The organism is Shouchella rhizosphaerae (genome assembly GCF_900142675.1).
GTDB classification, from domain to species: domain Bacteria; phylum Bacillota; class Bacilli; order Bacillales; family Bacillaceae_D; genus Shouchella; species Shouchella rhizosphaerae.
Genome location: NZ_FRBS01000003.1, coordinates 485677 through 507333 on the forward strand (window position 1 = coordinate 485677; position 21657 = coordinate 507333).

Below are 21657 nucleotides of genomic sequence, written 5' to 3' on the forward strand. Positions count from 1 at the left end.
TTAAAGCGCGACTGCTTCCATCATTATAAAGCTCGCAAATAATGGGGCTGACAGATAAAAAAGTGTGCCTCTTTAATCCGCGATTAAAGAGGCACACGTTTATTGAAAGCGGACATTCGTCATCACAAAATGGCTATGGGGCAAAGCTGGCATTTCGTTAAATTGGAAACGTAAATCTTGTTCAGGCACAGTATAATCGATTCGATTGACAAGAAAATCCAAACTTTCTTTCATAATCTCGATTGTGATCCATTCGCCTGCGCAACGATGGCCGACATTGCGGTCGCCTCCACCTTGAGGAATAAAGGCAAACGGGCTTTTGTTCCATGTCGCAAAGCGATCTGGCCGAAACTGTTCGGGATTGTCCCAAAGCTTTGGATGATGATTGGTCCCGTATAAATCGAGAAGCACTAATGTGCCTTTCTTAAATGGGTAGCCATTCCACGTAAAATCCTTAATTGGCCGCGCAGGCACAAAAGGGAAAAATGGATAGAAGCGCCTGACTTCTTGGACAAAATGCTGTAATTTTTCTTCGTCTGATCCGAGCTTTTCCCGTTCTTGCGGGTGTTGATGGACAGCGAGTGCCGTGAAGCAAATGTAGATGGAAATGGCCACAATGGGCCGGAGGATATTGATGATTTCAACAGCTGCTGTTTGCGCGTCCATCCATTCGCCATTTAATTCGCGGTGGAACGACATCGTATGCAATGTTTTTCCTTCTGCTGCTTGTCGCTTGCCCGTACGGACATCCTCTACAAGCTCTTTCACCCAACTTTCGGCTTTGCCCCGGCTGCGCCGCCCTTTCCAATGGGCTGGCCCGATCGCCGCTGGTGCTTCAATCATGGCGCGGAACCACTCCGCTTTGTCTTTCACTTCGTCTTCCTCAACGGGAATCCCAGCCCACTCGAACGCAGTCCGGCACATTACTTCTTGTGCTTCTTCATACAAAACAACTTTTGATTGGTTCTGCCATCTTTGAGCGGCTCGTTCCCATTGTTTTGAAGCAATAGCGCGAATGTCTTTTAGCGTTTCTTTCGACATGAGCGACATAAACATCGCTTTTCGATGATGGTGTGCTTCCCCATCAAGCGCTTGAACGCCGCCTTTGCCAAATAGCGTTTTTAAAACCCGTTTTGGGGCCGCGCCTGCTCGCTTAAATTTTTCATTATCATAAAACAGTTCGGCTGCTTCCTCCCCACGTATACAAATCGCTTCTTGCCCTAGCAAGCGTGTTTTAAAAAGATCCGATTGAAATGCTTGGGCTCGGTTTGTGCCATATAAATACCCTTCTCGGAGTACGGCTACACTGTTATCTATCCCTGCTTCTTTTGGGATTTCCTTTTCACTGGCCACTGTTACCTTCTCCTTTCATACGTAGGTTCGTTAACGATCTAGCAAGCACATTCGCCTGCTAACTTATGCTCTACCACCAGTGTAGCCGTTCTCCTTCCGTTTAAAACGTAAAAGGCATTCGCGTTCCGTGAGAACTGTTTCCGCTTTCGTGCGCAGCCAATAGGGAGTGCTTTGAGCTATGAGAACCTCTCTATGCCTGGGCCTCCACATCCTCTTTTTGCGATGCCATTATAAAAATCATAGCAAGAATACAAGCGAGCCCTCCCCATTGAAAAACACCGAACGGTTCACGGAGCCAAATGACCATCGTCACTACCGCAGCTAATGGTTCGGCACTTCCAAGCAGACTCGTTTCTTTCGGAGAAAGGGTATTCACCGAAACTTAAGGATTTCATTGATTAAGAGTGGACGCTAGCCAGCTTTTACTGAATAAAGCCAACAATCCCAGTTTAATCTATTAAAACATCGCTATTCTCAGCTTTTGACTCGGTACCAGTATGTATACATTTCTTCAAAGCCAAGCTTCGTATAGAGTGCGAGGGCTGGCTTATTTTCACGAACCACTTGCAAGTAAGCAAAGGCTGCCCCATTTTCTTTTCCCCAATGAAGCAAATGTTGGATCAGCTGCGTCCCATATCCTTGTTTTTGTTCCTTCTTCTTTGTCACAATATCAAATAACCCGATGTACTCGTCCTCAAGAACGCCTAACCCGCAAGCACAAGGGATCCCGTCTTTGTCCGTTATAAGCATGTAGCACGTCTCGGTGGCAATGTTGTCAAACATTTGTTTTAATGTCTGCTGGTCTGCTTCGCAAACATGATTCCAACGACAATAATGATCAAACCATTTTCGGTCTTGTCTGGGGCAAATCTCAACATAAGCTTCTGGCTTTTCGCCGATTTGTGATAAAGACAAGATTTGCACACTCGTCTCCCCTACATAATCATACCCCTTTGCATGAAGAGAACGATCCAACTCGCCTGGAAAAGCAGCCGCTGTCAGTTTATAAACGGCGGGCAAATGTTGCTTACGGTACATTTGTTCACAAGCCTCTATTTTCCTATCAAGCTCCTCACAGGAAGGATAGAGCGGGTTAATCGAGTTCGCTCTTTTTGTATAACCATTGGCAAAGCGCAAAATCCATCCGTCCTGCTGCACTGTCTTCAGGGCAGGCTGTGCATTCATGGATAACGCTTCTATTTTTCGAATGAGCGCTATGTCAGACATTTGTCTTCCCCCTTTTTGCTTTCCTTCTTATAAAGGTTAAAGTTTCCTCTAAAAAACAGCAACCTGGTTACTTAGGTTGCTGTTTTTTTACATGCTCTTATGATTGGTGGCGCGCTTTCAACGTTTCCAGTACTTTATCCAAAGGAAGCTTTTGTTCCTGTAAGAGAACGAGGACGTGGTAAAACAAGTCTGCTACTTCCCAACGCAGCTCTTCGGGGTCGCGGTTTTTCGCGGCAATGATTACTTCTCCTGCCTCTTCGCCGACTTTTTTCAAGATTTTATCGACACCTTCTGTAAACAAATAGGTTGTATACGCCCCTTCTGGCATTTCTGCCTCCCGCTTTGCAATCGTTTCTTCAAGGTCGTTTAAAATTTGAAAGCGATCGCCTTCCACCTTGCTAGTACTGCCAGTTAGCGACTGTGAAAAACAACTATATGCCCCTGTATGGCAAGCAGGCCCTTTCGGTTCCACAAGTACAAGTACAGCGTCTTGGTCACAGTCATAGCGGACGTCAACAACATGTTGTGTATTGCCTGATGTTTCGCCTTTATGCCAAAGCTGTTGGCGTGATCGGCTGTAAAACCATGTTTCTTTCGTTTCCATTGTTTTTTGCAGCGATTCTTCATTCATATAAGCAAGCGTTAGCACCGTTTTGCTATTTGCATCTTGGACGATTGCTGGGACGAGCCCGTCTTTATCAAAGCGGATTGGTTTCATCGGATGCACTCACCTTCTTCCCGTAAACGGGCTTTTACTTCTTGAATCGACGTTTCTTTGTAATGGAAAATCGATGCCGCGAGGGCTGCATCTGCGTAATTGTATTTGAACACGTCAACAAAATCGTTTGCCGCTCCAGCTCCACCAGAGGCAATTACGGGCACTGTCGCTACTTCATTGATCGCTTTTAATAATGGCAAATCAAACCCTGTCTTCGCTCCATCTTGATCCATGCTAGTTACGAGTAGTTCGCCGGCCCCTAAGCGGACAGCCTCCTTGGCCCAATCGGTTGCTAACCAGTTCGTCTGTTTGCGGCCACCATGTGTATACACGCGCCACGTGCCAAGCGCCTGATCAAATTTTGCGTCAATCGCAACAACGATGCATTGTGAGCCAAAATAATCAGCGCCTTCGCGAATAAATGCCGGGCGAAGCAGAGCGGCTGTGTTAATGGACACTTTGTCTGCGCCGGCACGCAAAATGCGGCGAATGTCAGCGAGCGTGTTAATGCCTCCGCCAACGGTAAAAGGAATTGCCAGCGTTGCAGCGACTTCGCGGACCACGTCAACCATTGTTTCCCGCCCTTCATGGGAAGCAGAAATATCAAGAAACACAAGCTCGTCTGCGCCTTCTTTGTCGTAAAAAGCAGCGAGTTCGACTGGATCGCCAGCATCGCGCAAGGAGAGGAATTGCGTCCCTTTCACAACGCGGCCTTCTTTCACGTCTAGGCATGGAATAATTCGTTTTGCTAGCATTACAGCTCTCCTTCCGCCAACGCTTCCTCTAAAGTGAACCGCTTCGTGTACAGCGCTTTGCCGACAATAGCACCAGCAAGAGAAGCAGCTCGCAATTGTGCCAAATCGGCAATGCTGCTTACCCCTCCAGAGGCAATCACATTGGCATTCGCTGCCTTGGAAAGAGCAACGCACGCTTCGATATTCGGTCCTGTGAGCATGCCGTCGCGGGCAATATCGGTAAAAATGAACGTTTTGGCGCCAAAGCGGGCCATTTCAGCAGCAAGGTCTTCCGCTTTGACGTGTGACGTTTCAAGCCATCCTTCTGTAGCTACATATCCATCACGAGCATCAATCCCGATCGCCATTTGTTCTCCATACTTGGCAAGCATTTGTTTCGTAAAATCAGGCTGGTAAACGGCGACACTGCCAAGGACGACACGGGCGACGCCTCCGTTTATATAGCGGTCGATATCTTGTTCGGTGCGAATTCCTCCCCCAACCTGAACGGGGACGTCTAACTTTTGGGCGATCGTCAAAATCGCTTCATCGTTCACAGGCCTTTTGGCTTTTGCCCCGTCTAGATCAACGACATGTACCCACTTCGCGCCTGCGTCTTGAAATGATTTCGCCATTTTATAAGGCGATTCTCCATATATTGTCTCTTTGTTATAATCGCCTTGTTCGAGGCGCACGCATTTTCCAGCACGGATATCAATTGCCGGATAGATCGTATAGCTCATCTCAATTTCCCTCCACTAGTTGGCCAAAGCGTTTCAGCAGTGCCATGCCGACAGTGCTGCTTTTTTCGGGATGAAACTGCATGCCATACACTTGCCCTTTTTGCACAATAGCAGGGACACTTTGGTAATAATCACTGCTTGCAACGACGATGTCCGTTTCTGTACGGACGACATAAGAATGGACAAAATACACGTAGCCGTCAGGAACACCTTCTGTCAGTGGTGTGGGCCTATGGAATTCAAGCTTATTCCATCCCATATGCGGTACTTTGTAGGCGTGCCCCTCTGCCGTCGTTCCAGAAAAACGTTCGACGCGTCCAGGCAAGTAACCAAGGCCTGCTGTTGGTTGATGTTCGTTGCTTGATTCAAACAGGAGTTGCATCCCCAGGCAAATGCCGAGTAATGGTTTGTTTTCCGCTACCCAGTTGTCTAAAAAAGGCTGGACGTTTGTTTGTGTAAGAATATTCATTGCATCAGGAAAAGCGCCGACACCAGGGAGGATCAACGCCTTGGCTTTTGCCAATTCTTCCCCGTCGCTGCTAATAAAATAGGGGATCGCTAACCTTTCAAGCGCTTTAGAGACCGAATGGAGATTGCCCATCCCGTAGTCAATGATGCCAATCATTAAAGCAGCCCCTTCGTTGATAATATCCCTTTAATTCGTGGATCAATTGCCGTTGCTTCATCCAAAGCACGTGCGCACGCTTTAAAAATCGCTTCAATGATATGGTGTGTATTGTGTCCGTAGTGGACAATAATATGGAGATTCATGCGCGCTTCTAACGCCAATTTCCAAAAAAATTCATGGACAAGTTCGGTATCAAATGTGCCGACCTTCTGGCTCGGAAAGTCAGCCCTAAATTCCAAATGGGGCCTGTTGCTCAAATCGACAACCACTTGGGCAAGCGTCTCATCCATCGGCACAAACGCGTTTCCATAACGTTTAATGCCCTCCTTCGTTCCAAGTGCTTCTTTTACAGCTTGACCGATGCAAATGCCAAGATCTTCAGTCGTATGATGAGCATCGACTTCAATATCGCCACTAGCCTTGACAAACAAATCAAATTGGCCATGCTTGGCAAACAAATCGAGCATATGCTCCATAAAAGGTACGCCTGTTTCGATATCTGCTTTTCCTTCGCCGTCGAGGTTGAGCCGCAACGAAATGTCCGTTTCTCCTGTCGTCCTTGTTAATTCATAGCTACGAGCCATCACATGTCCTCCAATCGAATGTCTATCGCGCGTGCATGCGCTTCAAGCCCTTCTAGCCGGGCCAATTCCGTAATCGCTTTTCCATTCTCAGCTAGCGCCGTTTTGCTGTAGGAAATAATGCTTGATTTTTTGACGAAATCATCTACTGATAGCGGGCTGGCAAAGCGGGCTGTTCCGTTTGTCGGTAGTACATGGTTTGGGCCAGCAAAATAATCGCCGACTGGTTCGGCACTGTACGAACCAAGAAAAATCGCTCCCGCATGTTTGACGCGACCAAGCAATGCTAGCGGCTCTTCTGTGGCAATTTCCAAATGCTCAGGAGCCAATTGGTTAACGACTTCAATGGCTTGTGCCAGCGAGGCAGTCACATACAAAGCGCCAAACTGTTCTAATGCTCGCCCTGCTATCTCTTTTCTCGGAAGAGTAGCCAGTTGCCGTGCTGTTTCTTGTTGGACCGCTTCGGCCAGTTTCCGAGAAGGAGTGACTAACACGGCTGTCGCATCCTCATCGTGTTCCGCTTGGGAAAGAAGGTCTGCTGCCACATAGGCAGGGTTCGCTTTTTCATCGGCTAACACGCAAATTTCACTTGGCCCAGCAATCATATCAATGGCCACATCGCCAAAAACAGCTCTTTTGGCAAGGGCCACATATTTGTTGCCTGGCCCTGTAATTTTATCAACTGGGCGCACCGTTTCCGTGCCATACGCCAAAGCGGCCACTGCTTGCGCTCCGCCAAGTTTATAAATCGTATGGACGCCAAGTTCAGCCGCTGTTGCGAGGACAGCTGGCGGAAGGGTACCGTTTTTGCCAGATGGGGAAACCATTGAAATGTCCTTTACACCTGCGACTTGAGCAGGTACAACATTCATAATGATCGAAGACGGGTAAGCCGCTTTTCCTCCAGGTACATAAACGCCTACTGCATCGAGGGGTGTGACGCGCTGCCCTAAAATCGTGCCGTCAGGGGCTGTTTGAAACCACGACTTCGCTTTTTGTTGTTCGTGAAAAGCACGGACATTGGCAATTGCTTGGCGAATCGCTGCCAAAACGGGTTGATCAATGTGGCGGTAAGCATTGTCCAATTCTGCCTTCGTAACACACAAGTCTGTTAATTCCACTCCATCAAATTGTTGCGTGTAATCGACTAACGCTTGATCGCCTTCCTTTTTTACCGTTTCAATGATCGTGTTCACAGTGGCGATTTCGGCTTCGCTTCCATGGAGCCCGCTGCGCTTTAAGGAAACCGCCTCTCCTTCTTTTAGCTCAATGATCTTCACTGCCATCCCCCTCTATAACAGTCGCCAAACGCTCAACCATATCATGAATTTCACCGGCGCGCATCCGGTAACTAGCAGGATTGACAATAAAGCGCGACGTGATTTTTCTAATTTGCTCCAATTCGACTAGGCCATTTTCTTTCAGCGTTTGCCCCGTTGACACGATGTCGACAATTCTGCCGGCAAGTCCCATGATCGGCGCTAACTCGATTGAGCCATTCAATTTAATAATCTCAACTTGCTCCCCTTGTTCTTTAAAAAACTGCGATGCCACGTTTGGGTATTTTGACGCTACTTTTGGATTTAATTCGCCTCGTTGGTACGTCGGCAGCGCCGCCACCGCCAAATGACAAGCGCTAATGTTCAAGTCGAGCACTTCATGGACATCACGCTTTTCCTCCAACATGACATCCTTGCCAGCAACACCGACGTCAGCAACACCGTGTTCCACATAAGTAGGAACATCCATCGGCTTCGCTAAGATAAAACGGAGCGATTCATTCGGCACATCGATAATGAGCTTGCGCGATTGCTCAAACGAACTTGGCAAATTATAGCCAGCCGAACGGAGCAGCTGAACAGCCTCCTCAAAAATCCGCCCCTTCGGCATCGCCATTGTCAGTGTCATCGCTTGCCCTCCTCTGTTTTGCCGATTAAGTAAACAATTTCTTCATAACTAGCGGACATTTTATCGATGTCGTCAACGCCTGCCACATCTTGTAAGACGACTTGCATCCCCTTCTCCCGAAGCGCAGTCGCTTTTCGATAGGCTTCTTGGCGCCGTTCCCTGCTATAAAGCAAGCAACGCTTTTTCGGCTGCACTTCTAGTTTGCCTACTGCTTCCGCAAGCAGATCCAAACGCAACCCGAAGCCAGTCGCAGGACCAGGACGGCCGAATTTGGCAAGCAAATGGTCATAGCGTCCGCCACCGCCAAGGGGACGGGGGAGGCGGTCATGGTAAACTTCAAAAATGCAACCTGTATAATAGCTCATATGGAGGACAAGGCTTAAGTCAAGTTTCATATAACGGGTAAGCCCTCCCTCTTTCAAGCCTTGCCAAAGGTCTCGCAGCTCCGCCACAGCCTGTTTGCCTTCTGCTGATTCGGTTAGCTGCTCCGCTTCAGCAAGAATCGCTTCATTGCCGCGCAACCGGCTTAGTTTTAACAGCTTCTTTTCATCAATCGATGATAGCCCAAATGCCTTTACTTGCTCTTTGAAACCAACATCGTTCTTTTCATAGAGTTGCCTCCGCAACAGCTCAGCCCGTTCTTCAGTGCCAACAATTTCTAAAAATAACGCATTTAAGAAACCGATATGGCCGACGGCAACTTGAAAATGGTCAAGACCTGCTTGAATAAGAGCTCTGTTCAACAACAGCAACATTTCCCCGTCAGCACTGGCGGTATGATCACCAACAAGCTCAACGCCGACTTGTGCAAATTCGGCAGGACGCCCGCCTTCCGTTTGCAAAGCTCGATAAAGGCTTGAACAGTACGATAACCTAAGTGGATAAGGGATGTCTTTCATACTTGAGGAAACGAGCCGAGCAATTGGCGCCGTCATATCAGGGCGCAAAACGAGCGTATTTCCATGAAAATCAATTAACTTGAATAACTGCTTATCTGAAATAGCAGACGCTTTCCCGACTGTTTCATAATATTCAAGCGTCGGCGTTTGTACTTGCTCGTATCCCCATAACCGAAACTCTTGCAATACACGATCGCCTAATTTTCGTTGCATTGAATGCAAATTCGGCAGCACATCGCGCATGCCTAAAGGTTTTTCAAACATAAAAGGCTCAGACACAACGTTCGCTCCTAACTGCCCTTTACTTTAGTTTGCTAAATCACTAATGAAGTAAAGTTTTTTCTAGTTTACAATTGCCCTAACGAAAAGTCAACTGGCCCATTTACAAAAAAACGTACAATAGCTAACGCTATTGTACGTGGAGTTACCTTATTTGTTTCATTGGATTTCCAGCGACAAACGCTCCTGGAGGCACATCTTTATGGACAACGGTCCCCGCGCCTACAATGGCGCCATCGCCAATCGTCACGCCTGGAAGAATCGTACAATTGGCGCCAACCATCACCCTGTCGCCAATCACCACATGGCCGAGTCGATACTCTTCAATCAAATATTCATGAGCCAAAATCGTCGTATTGTAGCCAATAATGGAGTTGGCTCCTATTTTTATTCTCTCAGGAAACATGACATCGACCATGACCATTAAAGCGATTGCTGTCTGGCTGCCAATTTCCATCTTCAAAAACACACGGTAAAGCCAGTTTTTCATTCGCAGCGATGGGGTGAAGCGCGCTATTTGGGCAACGGCAAACGTTTTTGCGACTTTCCAAAAGGAAACGGTTCGGTAAAGCTGCCACAATGAGTTCGACCCGCTTACCGGGAAACGTTCTGTCTTCCTGCTCACAGGCGATTCACGATTTCAACCAGCTCTTCCATCGTTGCTGGTATGTAATCTGGCGCAAATGTGCGCAAATGCTCAGCGCCTTTTAATGCCCAGCCAACCGCAACCGTTTTCGTACCTGCTGCTTTTCCTGCCAATACGTCGTGTGAATTGTCACCAACCATGATCGCTTCTTCAGGTTTTGAATCAAGTTGCCTAAGAGCTTCCAATAATGGCTCGGGATGCGGTTTTGCATGTTTTACATCGTCCAAGGCGACGATTACATCAAAGTACGGGGAAAGCCCCATCAACTCTAAGCCCATTTGCGCGGTTTCCCTGATTTTAGTCGTCACGACCGCTAGCTTGTAACCTTGTTTATGCAGTGTTTGGATGCCTGTTTTAACACCTGGGTATTCCTTTACAAGCGCATCATGTTGTTGATGGTTAAAATCACGGTATGTGCGAACCCATTTTTCGGCACGGGAAGCATCAATGCGTGAAAAGCTGTCTACAAGCGGTGGACCGATAAATGGCAACACCGTTTCCCGGGTATAGACACCTGGAAAATCTGGTTCCAATGTATGGAGAAAAGATTGGATAATCAATTCATTTGTATCTATCAATGTCCCATCCAAATCAAATAGCAACGTATTAATGGTCATAAACAGCATCCTTTCCGAAGTTCCCTTGTTTCCTCTTCTCAAGCTGTGTCCAGAGACGGGAAATCACCATTGTTAACAGCAGTGCTGTCAAAAGGCGTATAACAAGCAATGGCCACACTTGAATGCCAAGGACGAGAAACACCAGCGTATCCTCGACAACCGCATGGCAAGCAACGAGAAAAATAAACACCACATACAAATCTTTCTTTTTTACACGGTCTTCTTTGACGGCATCGATCATCACGCCAGCCCCGTAGGCTAAGCCAATGGTTAATCCAGAAGCGAGTGTAACAGCAGTGTTTTCCCCGACACCAATCAATCGCGTCAGCGGCGCTAAACTTTTCGAAATAACGGCAAGCCAGTTGCGCTCACGCATGATTTGGACAACAAGCATAAGGGGAATGACAATGGCCGCTAATTGAACAACACCTAAAAAGGCAGTCCATAAACCATCGGCTACCATTCCCATAACCCCAGTTGCTTGAGGCCCTTGGGCTGAAGCCAGCCCATAGACCGCTTGTTCGCTCCCGCCACTCCAGACAAGATTGATGATAAAGGCTGCGGCCACAGCTAGAAAAATCCGCACTGCCACAATAACCGATACGCGGACGCCTACCTTTGTCGCAACCGCAGATTCGATAATAAGATTGTGTGAAAAAGAAAGCATAATCGCTAAAATAAATACTTCTTTTACAGTAAAGTCAAATGTCAAAATCGCGCCGATGCCTGCGTATAAATTAAGTACATTGCCAATAACTAAAGGAATTGCCGCTTCTCCAGGCAAACCAATCAAGCCCATTAAAGGGGCGATCAGCTTAGCGAGCCAATCGAGTAGAGGCGTATAGCCTAGCAAAGTAACAATGAGCGTAACCGGAAAAATAATTTTCCCGAGCGTCCATGTTGTTGACAGGCCGGACAACAAGCCTCGTTTCACCATTCCCATCCGTATCTTCCCTCTCTATTTTCTCTGTTTTGTAGCTGCGTCTGGATTCAAGTACCGCGGCGGTTTTACCCAAAGGCGCCGGTATACCCAAAGGGCAATTGCTGCCACGACCAAAATGATCGATAAAAGCTGCGCTGTGCGAAGGGAATCGCCAATTAATAAATAGTCTAACCGCATGCCTTCGATCACAAAACGTCCAACCGAATACCAAATTACATACGATAAGAATAGTTCGCCTTGGCGCAAGTTTGCTTTGCGAAGGAGCAATAGCACGACTACTCCTAGCACGTTCCAAAGCGATTCGTACAAAAATGTCGGTTGATAGTACGTCCCATTAATATACATTTGATTAATAATCCAATCAGGCAAAAACATCCCCTCAAGAAATTCCCTTGTGACTTCCGCCCCGTATACTTCTTGATTGACAAAATTGCCCCAGCGGCCAATCGCTTGGCCAATCAAAATGCTAGGCGCCGCCACATCGGCGAGTTTCCAAAACGACAACCCACGTTTTTTGGCAAACACAATCGCTGTGACAACCGCTCCAATTAAAGCGCCATGAATCGCTATTCCGCCTTCACGCAAATAAAAAACACTAATTGGATTATCAGCAAACTGCTCCCACCGAAAAATAACGTAGTAAGCTCGAGCCGATAGAATGGAAATCGGCAACGCCCAGACTAGCAAATCAGCAAACGTCTCCTGCGGCAGTCCTCGCTTAACCGACTCGCGCCGCGCCATAAAATAACCGACGGCGACTCCAAGCAGAATGAGGACGGCATACCAATAAATCGCGATGGGCCCAAGCTGGACAAAAACGCGGTCAATCGGTTCAATTTGTTCTTCCATTCCGTTCGTCTCCCCTGTCTTTAAAATTCATTTTCCCCTTGTTCAATCACTTGGGTTAAACGTTCCGAAAATTCTTGTGCTGCATTAAAGCCTAATCGTTTCAGGCGGAAATTCATCGCAGCTACCTCAATAATAACAGCTAAATTTCGCCCTGGACGAACAGGGACGGTCATTTTGGTAATTTCCGTATCAAAAATTTTCATTTTGTCTTCTTCGAGTCCAAGACGGTCATACGCTTTGGTTTGGTCCCAAAGCTCTAAATTCATACAAAGGCTAATCCGTTTAAACGGACGAACCGCCCCTGCCCCAAATAACGTCATGACATTAATGATGCCAAGCCCGCGGATTTCTAGCAAATGTTGCAAAAGCGGCGGTGGATACCCGACTAACGTGTCCTCATTTTGCTGGCGGATTTCAACAGAATCATCAGCGACAAGGCGATGGCCGCGGCGAACCAAATCAAGTGCAGTCTCGCTTTTGCCGACGCCGCTTCCGCCTGTAATCAAAACGCCAATGCCATAAATGTCAACAAGCACGCCATGGACAGCAGTCACAGGCGCTAATTCGCTTTCCAAGAAATTGGTGACTCGACTACTAAGTTGCGTTGTTGTTAATGTCGAACGCAAAACAGGCACGCCACGTTTATCGGCAGCGGCAATAAGTTGTTCAGGCGCTTCCAGACCACGTGAAAGAATAATGCCTGGTGTGTCATACGTACACAATTTGGTCATCCGTTCTTCCTTTTCTTGGTCGGAGAGCGACTTCAAAAAAGAAAGCTCCGTCCGCCCAATGAGCTGGAGGCGACGGGCTGGATAATATGTAAAAAAGCCAGCCATTTCAATTCCTGGCCTGGAAATGTCGCTTGTTGTTATGGGCCGGTAAATTCCTTCTTCGCCAGCTAAAAGTTCAAATTGAAATTTCTCTAACAAATCATTTGCTGTGACTTTTGCCATTTTCTTTCACCTCATTTGTCCACTTACAAGAGCGAATCGTGCTAGAGCTATTGTAGCATGATTTGCGCCAGACGCCTAAAAAAGGTTATAAAAAACAGGCCGCGAATGCGGCCTGTTCAGACTGTAGACAAACGCTCGCATACGTCGTCGTTTGCCTCGGTCATATGCTCATGAACCCCCGTTCTATTCGCATCTTCCCTCGCCTGCACTCCTCGTCTGGCAAGCGTTTTCTATCAGTCTGAGTGCGCTTATCGACAAAGTCGATAACCTCAACAGGCCGCGAATGCGGCCTGTTAGTTGTTTTTAATGGGGTTGATGAGAAATGTTTGGAACAGGGCAATGATAACGGCTGCAAGCAATGCCGTGCCGAAGCCGCTGATTTCAAAAGCGCTGCCCATCATGATCGATGTCAGCATGAGCGTTATTGCACTAATGACAAACAAGAACAGCCCTAGCGTCAAAATCGTGATCGGCAACGTTAATACTGTTAAAATCGGCTTGACTGTCCAATTTAAAATGTTCAGGAGAAACGCTGCTACTAGTGCAGCGAAAAAGCTAGACAAGTAAAAGCCAGAAAACAGTTGTGAGAGCATCCATAACACGAGAGCGTTTAAGACTAAACCGAGAAGCCATCTCATATTAAACACGCTCCTTTATCGGCATAAGCAACATCGCCACTATATAGACAAGCACGATTGGAAAAAACGATGTTGGGATTGCTAAAGTGACCGTAATAAGCCGCACAATGGAACGGGTCGATAGTCACATAGTCGGCATTCCTGGCACAGACGCCTGCAAGTAGCTGTTTATCTTGAGACTTTGTAAGGCGCTTCATGCTTCCCATTCCTTTCGTTGGCATTCCCTTTAACTGTCTTTATCTTGTACAGTAATGCTGCCAGTATTCGCGACAGCATGGACTTTGACACGCTTTTCTTGCGCCTGGTTGCCAGTCAACTGCATGTAGCGCTGCGCAAATTCTTTTTTCTCATCGAGAATTTCTACATCAGCCAAACGGTTATTGATTGAGCCAACATTTGACTTTAGCTTGGCTTCAATGCGCACAGCAGGGGAAACAAGCAATTTCACACTTCCTGTTGTTGTTTTTAAATCAACATAGCCTGCATCGGTTGACGCTTCCATCTCATAAGTGATCGAGCCATTGACTGTTTCTACGTCTGCGTCTTGGATCGATCCGGATACTTTAACCGAACCATTCAATGTTTTAGCATCAAGAAGTTGCAATTGGCTTTGCTCGCAAGATATGCTGCCATTGACCGTCTCCATGCTCGCTTTTTTCGATTCGATATTTGTTGTTTTAATCGAACCGTTTGTTGTGTTGGCTTCAAATGTATCCGCCTTTAGGTCTTCCCCTTTTAAAGCGCCATTAAATGTATAAAGCTTAATACGTCCGTATGAGGATTGGGGCACATACAATGTTGCCACCACTTTCATCGATTTCGTCTTTGTTTCAAACAACAACGTTTCATCTGTAGCCGAGAATACAGATTCTTTAAGGAAAAACTCTTTTGCTTGCTCAGTATCACGTACACGATACACTTTCACTTGGCACTCCAAGCGCACATCTTGTTTATCCCATGGAACGACGTCGACTGATCCGTTTTCTAATGATACTTTCAAAGAACGAGGCGAAATGTTTTGCTGTTGGAAGACGTGGTCAATTTCTGTCAGTGTTCCAAAATTAAAGTCCAAGTCGCCCTCTTTCACTTTTTGAATCGCTGTTTCAAAAAAACCACTCAACTTTGAAAGAGGCGACTCTTCCCGCGTGTCTTTGTTACGCCCGCTTTGATGAGAATCCTGTTTTGCTGAATCGGCTTCGTCCTTGCCGATCGCCTCAAGCAAACGCAACCCTTCTTCTGCTGTAACCTTCCCATCTTCAATCATTTTCAAGATCATCATACGTTCTTCCATGGCAATCGCTCCTTTATCGGCTTTCTATTACTGTATTACGGAGCAGCTAGGCAAGATGTTTCAGCTTTTATGAACTTTTTTGCTCTGCCCCGGCAAACAACGCTTCTTGTCTAGCTTTATCACGAGCTAGAATAGGTTTTAAATAGGCCCCTGTATAGGAGGCACTGGTTTCGGCTACATGCTCTGGCGTTCCTTCAGCCACGATTGTGCCGCCGTTTTTGCCTCCTTCTGGCCCAAGGTCAATGATATGGTCAGCCGTTTTAATGACATCTAAGTTATGCTCAATAACCAAGACAGTGTCGCCATTGTCGACAAGGCGTTGAAGCACTTTTAACAACCGGGCAATATCATCAACATGGAGACCAGTCGTCGGTTCATCGAGAATATAAAGAGTTCGTCCTGTTGAGCGTTTGTGCAACTGGGAGGCCAACTTCACCCGTTGCGCTTCCCCACCTGAAAGCGTCGTCGCCGGTTGCCCCATTTTTAAATAACCGAGACCAACATCAATGAGCGTCTGGATTTTGCGGTTAATCTTTGGAATGCTGGCAAAAAATTCAGCGCCTTCTTCGATCGTCATTTCCAATACATCGGCAATCGTTTTGCCTTTATATGTCACTTCAAGTGTTTCGCGGTTATAACGTTTTCCGTGGCATACTTCACAAGGAACGTAGACGTCAGGCAAAAAGTGCATTTCGATTTTGATGATCCCGTCACCCTTACAGGCTTCGCACCGCCCCCCTTTGACATTGAAGCTGAAACGTCCTTTTTTATAACCGCGGACTTTCGCTTCATTCGTCATCGCGAACACATCCCGTATATCGTCAAACATGCTAGTGTATGTTGCCGGGTTGGAACGTGGAGTCCGCCCGATCGGCGATTGGTCAATGTCAATCACTTTATCCATTTCATCAATGCCAATGATTTCTTTATGTGGTCCTGGCTTCGCTTTGGCGCGGTGAATCCGCTGCGCCAGCGCTTTGTGAACAATTTCGTTGACGAGCGTGCTTTTCCCAGAGCCAGAAACACCTGTAACAGCGATAAACACGCCAAGTGGGAACGTGACATCAATGTTTTTTAAGTTATTGGCTGACGCCTTTTTTACTGTAAACGAGCGATCAGTAAGAGGACGTCTTTCACGGGGAACAGGGATAAATTTTTCCCCTGACAAATACTTCCCTGTCAACGAATGGGGATTTTCTGTTAGTTCTTTTGGCGTTCCTTGCGCAGTAATATATCCACCATGCATCCCTGCTCCTGGACCGATGTCAATAATGTGGTCAGCGGCCAGCATCGTGTCCTCATCGTGTTCAACTACGATAAGCGTGTTGCCAAGGTCACGCATATGTTTCAATGTCTCGATTAAACGGTCATTGTCACGCTGATGGAGGCCAATGGAAGGTTCATCAAGAATGTAAAGCACACCCATAAGCGATGACCCGATTTGCGTAGCGAGCCGAATACGCTGCGCTTCTCCTCCAGACAGTGTCCCCGCCGCTCGGGAAAGGGTTAAGTAATCGAGTCCGACATTGACTAAAAAGCCTAGACGGTCTTCGATTTCTTTTATAATCAAACGAGCAATGGCGCGTTCTTTTTCAGTCAAGTCAAGCGACTTAACAAATTGGATCGCATCGGTGCATGTCATTTGGCTCACTTCGCCTAGATGTTTGCCGCCGACAAAAACAGCAAGTGCTTCCTTTTTTAGCCTATAACCTTTGCACGTTGGGCATTTTTTCTGCGACATGTACATTTCCATTTGTTCGCGAATGTAATCAGAACTTGTTTCTCGATAGCGTCGGGCTACATTGGCGAGCACCCCTTCAAATACAATTGTATGTTCATGAACGCGGCCAAAGTCGTTTTCATAGCGGAAAAAGATTTTCTCCTTTCCGCTTCCCTCTAACAAAATTTGTTGCTGCGTTGCTGGCAGCTTTTCAAACGGCACGTCCATATCAATACCAAAGTGGTCGCACACTGCTTGCAATAACTGTGGATAATAATTGGAACTTGTCGGTTCCCACGGAGCGAGGGCATGTTCACGCAATGACCGGTTTGGGTCTGGCACGACAAGCTCACTGTCCACTTCCTGCTTTGAACCAAGTCCATCACACGATGGGCAAGCGCCGAACGGGCTATTAAATGAAAACAAGCGTGGCTCAAGTTCAGGAATGGAAAAACCGCACTCAGGGCATGCGTGCTGCTGACTGAACAACAACTCCTCTTCGCCGATGACGTCAACGAGCACTCTGCCGCCAGCAAGCGTCAAAGCGGTTTCCAGGGAGTCTGCAATTCGCGCTTGGACGCCCTCTTTTATCACAATCCGGTCAATGACTACTTCGATCGTATGCTTTTTGTTTTTATCTAGCTCGATTTCTTCGGATGCTTCCCGCATTTCTCCATCGACGCGGATACGGACATACCCGTCTCTTTTAATCTGTTCAAGCGTCTTTACGTGCGTGCCTTTACGCCCTGATACAAGTGGCGCAAGAATTTGCATTTTAGTACGCTCTGGATACTCAAGGAGGCGATCCACCATTTGCTCAATCGTCTGCGAGGAAATTTCAATGCCATGACGTGGGCAGACGGGCCGACCAATTCGGGCATACAATAGCCGCAAGTAGTCGTGGATCTCTGTTACCGTTCCAACTGTAGAACGAGGGTTGCGACTTGTTGTCTTTTGATCGATCGAAATCGCCGGAGACAGCCCTTCGATCGAGTCAACATCCGGTTTATCCATTTGTCCAAGAAACTGACGAGCGTAAGCGGACAGCGACTCCACATAACGCCGCTGCCCTTCTGCGTAAATGGTATCAAATGCAAGCGATGACTTGCCAGAACCAGAGAGGCCTGTTAACACGACAAGCTTATCCCTCGGAATCGTCACATCCATGTTTTTTAAGTTGTTGGATCGTGCCCCTTTAACGACAATCTGTTCATGTGCCATTTATTCGTGTCATCCTTCCGCTTTTAATTCTAACAACACATCGCGCAATTCAGCGGCTCGTTCAAAATTCAACTCTTTAGCGGCCTGTTTCATTTCCGCTTCTACACGCTCAATCGTTGCCTGGCGTTCTTTTTTGCCTAGTTTTTTCGATGATGTCGAGGAAGCTTTGTAATCGCCGGTCTCTTCCGCTGCATACGTTGCTTGCACGACTTCTGGTATCCGTTTTTGAATCGTTTGCGGTGTAATGCCATGCTGTTCATTGTATGCCTGCTGGATTTGACGGCGCCGTTTCGTTTCGTTAATCGCCACTTCCATTGAGTGGGTCATTTTATCGGCATACATAATGACACGGCCATTCGCATTTCGTGCAGCCCGGCCAATCGTTTGAATCAACGAACGTTCTGCTCGTAAAAATCCTTCTTTATCGGCATCAAGAATCGCCACAAGCGACACTTCTGGAATGTCAATGCCTTCCCGCAACAAGTTTATGCCGATAAGAACATCAAATGTCCCAAGGCGCAGTTGGCGAATAATTTCTAGCCGTTCTAGCGTTTTGACTTCCGAGTGGAGATAACGGACTTTAATACCGATTTCCTTTAGATAATCAGTTAAGTCTTCCGCCATCTTTTTCGTAAGCGTTGTTACTAACACACGCTCGTCCTTGGCGATTTGGTCATGGATTTGACCGATTAAGTCATCGATTTGCCCTTCAATCGGGCGGACTTCTACTACAGGATCTAGCAAACCAGTTGGGCGGATAATCTGTTCGACCATTTCAGGCGTGTGTTCCAGTTCGTACGGTCCTGGAGTGGCTGATACATAGACGGCCTGGCCAACTTTCTCTTCAAACTCTTCGAATTTTAACGGCCTGTTATCAAGGGCTGAGGGCAAACGGAACCCATGATTGACAAGAATTTCTTTCCGGGCTCTATCGCCGTTGTACATGCCTCGCACTTGGGGAAGGGTAACGTGAGACTCATCGACAATAAGCAAAAAGTCCTTCGGAAAAAAGTCCAACAATGTATACGGAGTTGCTCCCGCTTCCCGAAGCGTCAAATGGCGAGAATAGTTTTCAATCCCTGAACAAAAGCCCATTTCCGCCATCATTTCTAAATCATAACGGGTGCGCTGCTCTAAACGCTGCGCTTCCAACAGCTTCTCTTCCTTGCGCAAAACGGAAAGCCTTTCTTCTAATTCCACTTCAATATTGGCAATTGCTTTTTTCATTTTTTCTTCACGGGTCACAAAGTGGGAAGCCGGAAAGATAGAGACATGGTGACGCTCGCCTTTTATTTCTCCAGTGAGGGCATCCACTTCTGTGATTCTCTCTATCTCGTCGCCAAAAAATTCAACACGCATGCACTGTTCATCCCGTGAAGCAGGAAAAATTTCGACGACATCGCCGCGGACTCTGAATGTACCACGAACAAAATTTATGTCGTTGCGGTCATATTGGATGTCAACCAATTTCCGCAACAGGCTGTTCCGGTCCATTTCCATGCCTGTGCGAATGGACAACACTAAGTCTCGGTATTCTTCTGGTGAACCTAAACCGTAAATACAAGACACGCTGGCGATAATGATGACATCTCTCCGTTCAAACAAGGAACTTGTCGCCGAATGCCTAAGCTTATCAATCTCGTCGTTTATACTTGCATCTTTTTCAATAAACGTGTCTGAAGACGGGACGTAAGCCTCTGGTTGGTAATAATCATAATAACTGACAAAATACTCAACTGCGTTATTGGGAAACAACTGTTTAAATTCGCTATACAATTGCCCGGCAAGCGTTTTATTATGAGCCATCACAAGCGTCGGCTTATTAACGGCTTGGATCACGTTTGACATCGTAAACGTCTTACCCGTTCCGGTAGCGCCAAGCAATGTTTGGTGCTTTTTGCCGTTTTGAATGCCTGTCACAATTTGCTCAATTGCTTTTGGCTGGTCCCCTTGAGGAGAATAATCTGATACAAGCTGAAACGTTTGGTCCATAATCACTTGGTACTTTCATGAATCGGCTTCGCCCTTTTCACGAAAGTGCTACCTTCCTCCTTTATTTATTAATACAAAAACTTCCCTCACTTGCAGACAACCAAACATGCGAGGGATGAAGCTTATTTGTCACTCAATCCTAAAGCCATTTTTATCCAACAATATTAGGCGGGTCGATAGCCGAAACGTTTGCCGTCAAGCATGGGCTTGTTTGGATCTTAGCACGTGCGGTTTTAAGACGTGGCCCGCCTTTGTCGTTCTTTATAAACAAGTGTTCGCTTTTCATTATAGCATAACCTGATGCAAATACCTACAAACTTGACGAACATACGTACTAAAAATAATTTCCAATTGAATTGGATTCCTGACGCTGGACGAATGCCGACAATTACGGTAAGATTAACATGCTAAAAATAATGAATAGGTATCTTCGGGGCAGGTGAAACTCCTGGCCGGCGGTAAAAGCCCGCGACTCTCCTTTTCGTTTATCAAAAAGGGGACTGATTTGGTGGAATTCCAAAGCCGACGGTTAAAGTCCGGATGGGAGAAGATCAACGGATAAGCATGGCAAGACGCGCCCATGCTTATTTGAGAGGCCCTGAATGAACGTGCACATTCAGGGCTGTTTTGATTTTTAGGAGGGCCGATTCAAACGAAAGGGTTTTGACATCACATGCAACAACCGCACACGCAAAAAACATTTTGGTTCATTGTAATAGGAGCGGCTTTCTGGGGCATTAACCCTCTTTTCCGCCTCCTTCTCCTTGAAACAATGACGTCTTTGCAGATTGTCTTTATCGAACATATTATTTTGGCTTTTATCGCCGTTCCTCTTATTTGGACATATAGAAGCGACTTGGCTCATTTGTCGTTAGTCGACATTGGCGCCTTGCTTTTCATATCGTGGGGCGGCTCAGCTATTGCTACGTTGTTATTCACACAGGGGCTCACTTACGCAGCGACACACGGAATGGGACAAATCAATTCGGTGTTGCTCTTGCAAAAGCTCCAGCCGATTTTCGCGATTGTGCTTGCCCGTTTTGTTTTAAAAGAATCATGGCCAAAACATTTTGGGTATCTCGTGCCAATCGCACTTGTTGGTACTTATTTACTTACATTTGGCTTTTCCTTGCCAATCAGCGGGTTTGGCGATGTTTTTCAACTTGGCAGCCTGTTCGCCATTGGCGCAGCAGCCTTATGGGGCGGCTCCACCGTTATGGGACGTTTGCTTTTACGAAAATGCCGCTATGAAACAGTGACGGCGCTCCGCTTTCTCTTGGCTTTGCCCTTGCTTAGCGTCCTTGTTTTAACTTCGCCAGATGCCTGGAACGAGCCAGCTTCGGCTGCAGCTCTCTTCTTTATTAGCATAAACTTACTAGCTTCAGCGCTTTTGCCAGGCTTGGTCTCAATGCTACTTTATTACCGGGGCTTGCAGGCAATTAAAGCTTCTGTGGCTACGATTGCCGAGCTTAGTTTCCCAATGGCAGGATTGCTTGTCTCCTGGGTGACGATGCAAGAAACCGTTACGTTTCCTCAAGCGCTTGGCTTTGCGCTAATCTGGATTGTTCTTTATCAGATTTCCAAGCAACAGGATGCCAAAGAAGTATTGCCGCCTTTAGAAAAACGGGCTGCTTCCGCATAAAGGGCTACCTGTTCCTTTCATGCTGCTACCATAAAAAAACCCGCTCCTCCTTCGGAGCGGGTTTCAGACTGTAGA

Annotated in this window: 21 protein-coding genes and 1 riboswitch; of the genes, 1 reads left to right on the forward strand and 20 read right to left on the reverse strand. The window is 46.9% G+C overall.

Going from position 1 to position 21657, the window contains the following annotated elements:
• Window positions 1–99 precede the first annotated feature (99 nt).
• The 20 genes from BUC05_RS11505 to uvrB form a co-directional block, all read right to left on the reverse strand.
• The gene (locus BUC05_RS11505; protein ID WP_073304743.1) at window positions 100–1353 is read right to left on the reverse strand and encodes a CYP152 family fatty-acid peroxygenase CypC; all 1254 of its coding nucleotides are present in this window, start codon (window positions 1351–1353) and stop codon (window positions 100–102) included.
• 190 nt (window positions 1354–1543) lie between these two features.
• A complete protein-coding gene (locus tag BUC05_RS11510; RefSeq protein WP_011247883.1) occupies window positions 1544–1729 on the reverse strand; it encodes an EamA family transporter in 186 nt (61 codons plus the stop codon).
• 98 nt (window positions 1730–1827) lie between these two features.
• On the reverse strand, window positions 1828–2580 hold the full coding sequence (locus BUC05_RS11515; protein ID WP_011247884.1) for a GNAT family N-acetyltransferase: 753 nt from the start codon (window positions 2578–2580) through the stop codon (window positions 1828–1830).
• Between the two features lie 97 nt (window positions 2581–2677).
• On the reverse strand, window positions 2678–3298 hold the full coding sequence (gene hisIE, locus BUC05_RS11520) for a bifunctional phosphoribosyl-AMP cyclohydrolase/phosphoribosyl-ATP diphosphatase HisIE (RefSeq protein ID WP_011247885.1): 621 nt from the start codon (window positions 3296–3298) through the stop codon (window positions 2678–2680).
• Window positions 3295–4053, reverse strand: coding sequence for an imidazole glycerol phosphate synthase subunit HisF (gene hisF, locus BUC05_RS11525; protein ID WP_011247886.1), 759 nt, complete (start codon window positions 4051–4053; stop codon window positions 3295–3297). The genes hisIE and hisF overlap by 4 nt, the downstream gene beginning before the upstream one ends.
• Window positions 4053–4775 carry a 1-(5-phosphoribosyl)-5-[(5-phosphoribosylamino)methylideneamino]imidazole-4-carboxamide isomerase gene (gene hisA, locus BUC05_RS11530; RefSeq protein WP_011247887.1) on the reverse strand — a complete coding sequence of 241 codons (723 nt, stop codon included), beginning with the start codon at window positions 4773–4775 and terminating at the stop codon, window positions 4053–4055. Before hisA ends, hisF begins: the two co-directional genes overlap by 1 nt.
• 1 nt (window position 4776) lies before the next feature.
• On the reverse strand, window positions 4777–5400 hold the full coding sequence (gene hisH / locus BUC05_RS11535) for an imidazole glycerol phosphate synthase subunit HisH (protein WP_011247888.1): 624 nt from the start codon (window positions 5398–5400) through the stop codon (window positions 4777–4779).
• The gene (gene hisB, locus BUC05_RS11540) at window positions 5400–5987 is read right to left on the reverse strand and encodes an imidazoleglycerol-phosphate dehydratase HisB (RefSeq protein WP_011247889.1); all 588 of its coding nucleotides are present in this window, start codon (window positions 5985–5987) and stop codon (window positions 5400–5402) included. Before hisB ends, hisH begins: the two co-directional genes overlap by 1 nt.
• Entirely contained in the window at window positions 5987–7264 is a 1278-nt protein-coding gene (gene hisD, locus BUC05_RS11545; RefSeq protein WP_011247890.1) for a histidinol dehydrogenase, read from the reverse strand. Before hisD ends, hisB begins: the two co-directional genes overlap by 1 nt.
• Window positions 7251–7892 carry an ATP phosphoribosyltransferase gene (gene hisG / locus BUC05_RS11550; RefSeq protein ID WP_011247891.1) on the reverse strand — a complete coding sequence of 214 codons (642 nt, stop codon included), beginning with the start codon at window positions 7890–7892 and terminating at the stop codon, window positions 7251–7253. Before hisG ends, hisD begins: the two co-directional genes overlap by 14 nt.
• Window positions 7889–9070, reverse strand: a complete 1182-nt coding sequence (locus tag BUC05_RS11555; protein WP_035202761.1) for an ATP phosphoribosyltransferase regulatory subunit — start codon at window positions 9068–9070, stop codon at window positions 7889–7891. The genes hisG and BUC05_RS11555 overlap by 4 nt, the downstream gene beginning before the upstream one ends.
• 145 nt (window positions 9071–9215) lie before the next feature.
• Window positions 9216–9695 (reverse strand): acyltransferase, encoded by a 480-nt coding sequence (locus tag BUC05_RS11560; RefSeq protein ID WP_011247893.1) that lies wholly within the window; start codon window positions 9693–9695, stop codon window positions 9216–9218.
• On the reverse strand, window positions 9692–10333 hold the full coding sequence (ppaX, locus tag BUC05_RS11565) for a pyrophosphatase PpaX (RefSeq protein WP_035202763.1): 642 nt from the start codon (window positions 10331–10333) through the stop codon (window positions 9692–9694). The genes BUC05_RS11560 and ppaX overlap by 4 nt, the downstream gene beginning before the upstream one ends.
• Window positions 10323–11276 carry a nucleoside recognition domain-containing protein gene (locus BUC05_RS11570; RefSeq protein WP_011247895.1) on the reverse strand — a complete coding sequence of 318 codons (954 nt, stop codon included), beginning with the start codon at window positions 11274–11276 and terminating at the stop codon, window positions 10323–10325. The genes ppaX and BUC05_RS11570 overlap by 11 nt, the downstream gene beginning before the upstream one ends.
• A 15-nt stretch (window positions 11277–11291) precedes the next feature.
• Complete coding sequence (lgt, locus tag BUC05_RS11575) at window positions 11292–12125, reverse strand: prolipoprotein diacylglyceryl transferase (RefSeq protein ID WP_011247896.1); 834 nt, start codon at window positions 12123–12125, stop codon at window positions 11292–11294.
• Window positions 12126–12145: 20 nt separating this feature from the next.
• Window positions 12146–13078: an HPr(Ser) kinase/phosphatase gene (hprK, locus tag BUC05_RS11580; protein ID WP_035202764.1), complete on the reverse strand. Its 933-nt coding sequence runs from the start codon at window positions 13076–13078 to the stop codon at window positions 12146–12148.
• 293 nt (window positions 13079–13371) lie between these two features.
• The gene (locus tag BUC05_RS11585; protein ID WP_011247898.1) at window positions 13372–13716 is read right to left on the reverse strand and encodes a phage holin family protein; all 345 of its coding nucleotides are present in this window, start codon (window positions 13714–13716) and stop codon (window positions 13372–13374) included.
• A 226-nt stretch (window positions 13717–13942) separates the two neighbouring features.
• On the reverse strand, window positions 13943–15007 hold the full coding sequence (locus BUC05_RS11595; protein WP_035202767.1) for a DUF4097 family beta strand repeat-containing protein: 1065 nt from the start codon (window positions 15005–15007) through the stop codon (window positions 13943–13945).
• Window positions 15008–15074: 67 nt separating this feature from the next.
• Window positions 15075–17948 (reverse strand): excinuclease ABC subunit UvrA, encoded by a 2874-nt coding sequence (gene uvrA / locus BUC05_RS11600; RefSeq protein ID WP_035202768.1) that lies wholly within the window; start codon window positions 17946–17948, stop codon window positions 15075–15077.
• Window positions 17949–17957: 9 nt separating this feature from the next.
• Window positions 17958–19940 carry an excinuclease ABC subunit UvrB gene (uvrB, locus tag BUC05_RS11605; protein WP_011247901.1) on the reverse strand — a complete coding sequence of 661 codons (1983 nt, stop codon included), beginning with the start codon at window positions 19938–19940 and terminating at the stop codon, window positions 17958–17960.
• Between the two features lie 422 nt (window positions 19941–20362).
• Window positions 20363–20496: riboswitch (FMN riboswitch) on the forward strand.
• A 117-nt stretch (window positions 20497–20613) separates the two neighbouring features.
• Here uvrB and BUC05_RS11610 point away from each other — a divergent pair.
• Window positions 20614–21582, forward strand: coding sequence for a DMT family transporter (locus BUC05_RS11610; RefSeq protein ID WP_035202769.1), 969 nt, complete (start codon window positions 20614–20616; stop codon window positions 21580–21582).
• Window positions 21583–21657 lie beyond the last annotated feature (75 nt).

Excerpts from the sequence above, each read along its gene's own strand:
- BUC05_RS11515 (WP_011247884.1), bottom strand. The coding sequence starts at position 2,580 with ATGTCTGACATAGCGCTCATTCGAAAAATAGAAGCGTTATCCATGAAT.
- hisIE (WP_011247885.1), bottom strand. The coding sequence starts at position 3,298 with ATGAAACCAATCCGCTTTGATAAAGACGGGCTCGTCCCAGCAATCGTC.
- hisF (WP_011247886.1), bottom strand. The coding sequence starts at position 4,053 with ATGCTAGCAAAACGAATTATTCCATGCCTAGACGTGAAAGAAGGCCGC.
- hisA (WP_011247887.1), bottom strand. The coding sequence starts at position 4,775 with ATGAGCTATACGATCTATCCGGCAATTGATATCCGTGCTGGAAAATGC.
- hisH (WP_011247888.1), bottom strand. The coding sequence starts at position 5,400 with ATGATTGGCATCATTGACTACGGGATGGGCAATCTCCATTCGGTCTCT.
- hisB (WP_011247889.1), bottom strand. The coding sequence starts at position 5,987 with ATGGCTCGTAGCTATGAATTAACAAGGACGACAGGAGAAACGGACATT.
- hisG (WP_011247891.1), bottom strand. The coding sequence starts at position 7,892 with ATGACACTGACAATGGCGATGCCGAAGGGGCGGATTTTTGAGGAGGCT.
- ppaX (WP_035202763.1), bottom strand. The coding sequence starts at position 10,333 with ATGACCATTAATACGTTGCTATTTGATTTGGATGGGACATTGATAGAT.
- BUC05_RS11570 (WP_011247895.1), bottom strand. The coding sequence starts at position 11,276 with ATGGGAATGGTGAAACGAGGCTTGTTGTCCGGCCTGTCAACAACATGG.
- lgt (WP_011247896.1), bottom strand. The coding sequence starts at position 12,125 with ATGGAAGAACAAATTGAACCGATTGACCGCGTTTTTGTCCAGCTTGGG.
- hprK (WP_035202764.1), bottom strand. The coding sequence starts at position 13,078 with ATGGCAAAAGTCACAGCAAATGATTTGTTAGAGAAATTTCAATTTGAA.
- BUC05_RS11585 (WP_011247898.1), bottom strand. The coding sequence starts at position 13,716 with ATGAGATGGCTTCTCGGTTTAGTCTTAAACGCTCTCGTGTTATGGATG.
- BUC05_RS11595 (WP_035202767.1), bottom strand. The coding sequence starts at position 15,007 with ATGGAAGAACGTATGATGATCTTGAAAATGATTGAAGATGGGAAGGTT.
- uvrA (WP_035202768.1), bottom strand. The coding sequence starts at position 17,948 with ATGGCACATGAACAGATTGTCGTTAAAGGGGCACGATCCAACAACTTA.
- uvrB (WP_011247901.1), bottom strand. The coding sequence starts at position 19,940 with ATGGACCAAACGTTTCAGCTTGTATCAGATTATTCTCCTCAAGGGGAC.
- BUC05_RS11610 (WP_035202769.1), top strand. The coding sequence starts at position 20,614 with ATGCAACAACCGCACACGCAAAAAACATTTTGGTTCATTGTAATAGGA.